The following is a 1,014-nucleotide window of genomic DNA, read 5'->3' on the forward strand; positions in this document are numbered from 1 at the left end:
CAGGCCCAGCAGCGGTATGGCATTCAGGGGCGCTCCACCGTTCTTGTCTGGCTGCGTAAATATGGCCGGCTTGACTGGAGCCCCGTACTTCCTGACAAGGTGAAGAGGAAACTGCCCGTGGCCCAGACGACTATCCCGCTTACACCCGAGCAAAGAATCAGGGAACTTGAAGAACAGCTTGAGCTGGCAAACCAGAAAGCTGAGTTTTTTGAGTCGGTTATCAATGTTCTGAAAAATGATTACGGGGTAAGTGTCGTAAAAAAGCGGCCCGGCAAGTGCTCGCGCAAAGTCCGGCCCCAAAAATAACCGTTACGCGTGCATGCCAGTTTCTGGGGCACAGCAGACAGGCGTGGTATCAGGACAATACAAGACGCACAAAACGACAGGAACAACATGCTCATGTCCTTGATTTTGTTTCCCGGGTCAGGTGTCGTCAGCCACGAATCGGTACACGTAAACTGCACTATCTGCTGAACACTCAGGTCGGCAAAAGGCTGAATATCGGACGGGACCGTTTGTTTAGACTGCTGAGCGAACACCGGCTCCTGGTGCCAGTGAAACGGGCATATCACAAAACCACCAACAGCCATCATCGATTTTACCGGCATCCTAATCTGCTGAAACCCGGCCCTGAACAAGCTACCGCCCTTGAACCAGAACAGGTCTGGGTCGCTGATATAACTTACCTTCCGCTGTGCAGCGGCACGGCTTATCTGAGTCTGGTCACTGATGCCTGCTCCAGAAAAATCGTGGGTTACCATGTTGGGGAGAACCTGCAGACAGAAAACGTGGTAAAAGCGTTAAGACAAGCACTGAGGGGGAGAAAAACGACAGGTCCGCTGGTCCATCACTCTGACAGAGGACTGCAATACTGTTCGGTACTTTATCAGTCAGTTCATGAGAGAAATGGGATAACCTGTTCAATGACCGATGGTTATGACTGCTACCAGAATGCGCTGGCTGAGCGGGTAAACGGTATCCTGAAAAATGAATTTTTACTCTCGCGCCCTTTTT

At 51.3% G+C, this 1,014-nt stretch carries 1 pseudogene; it reads left to right on the forward strand.

What is annotated here, in order from left to right:
- Positions 1–1,014 (forward strand): annotated as a pseudogene (locus ACKLKD_RS27880) (IS3 family transposase); the annotation flags it as partial.

The organism is Klebsiella sp. 10982 (assembly GCF_048589245.1).
GTDB classification, from domain to species: domain Bacteria; phylum Pseudomonadota; class Gammaproteobacteria; order Enterobacterales; family Enterobacteriaceae; genus Klebsiella; species Klebsiella quasivariicola.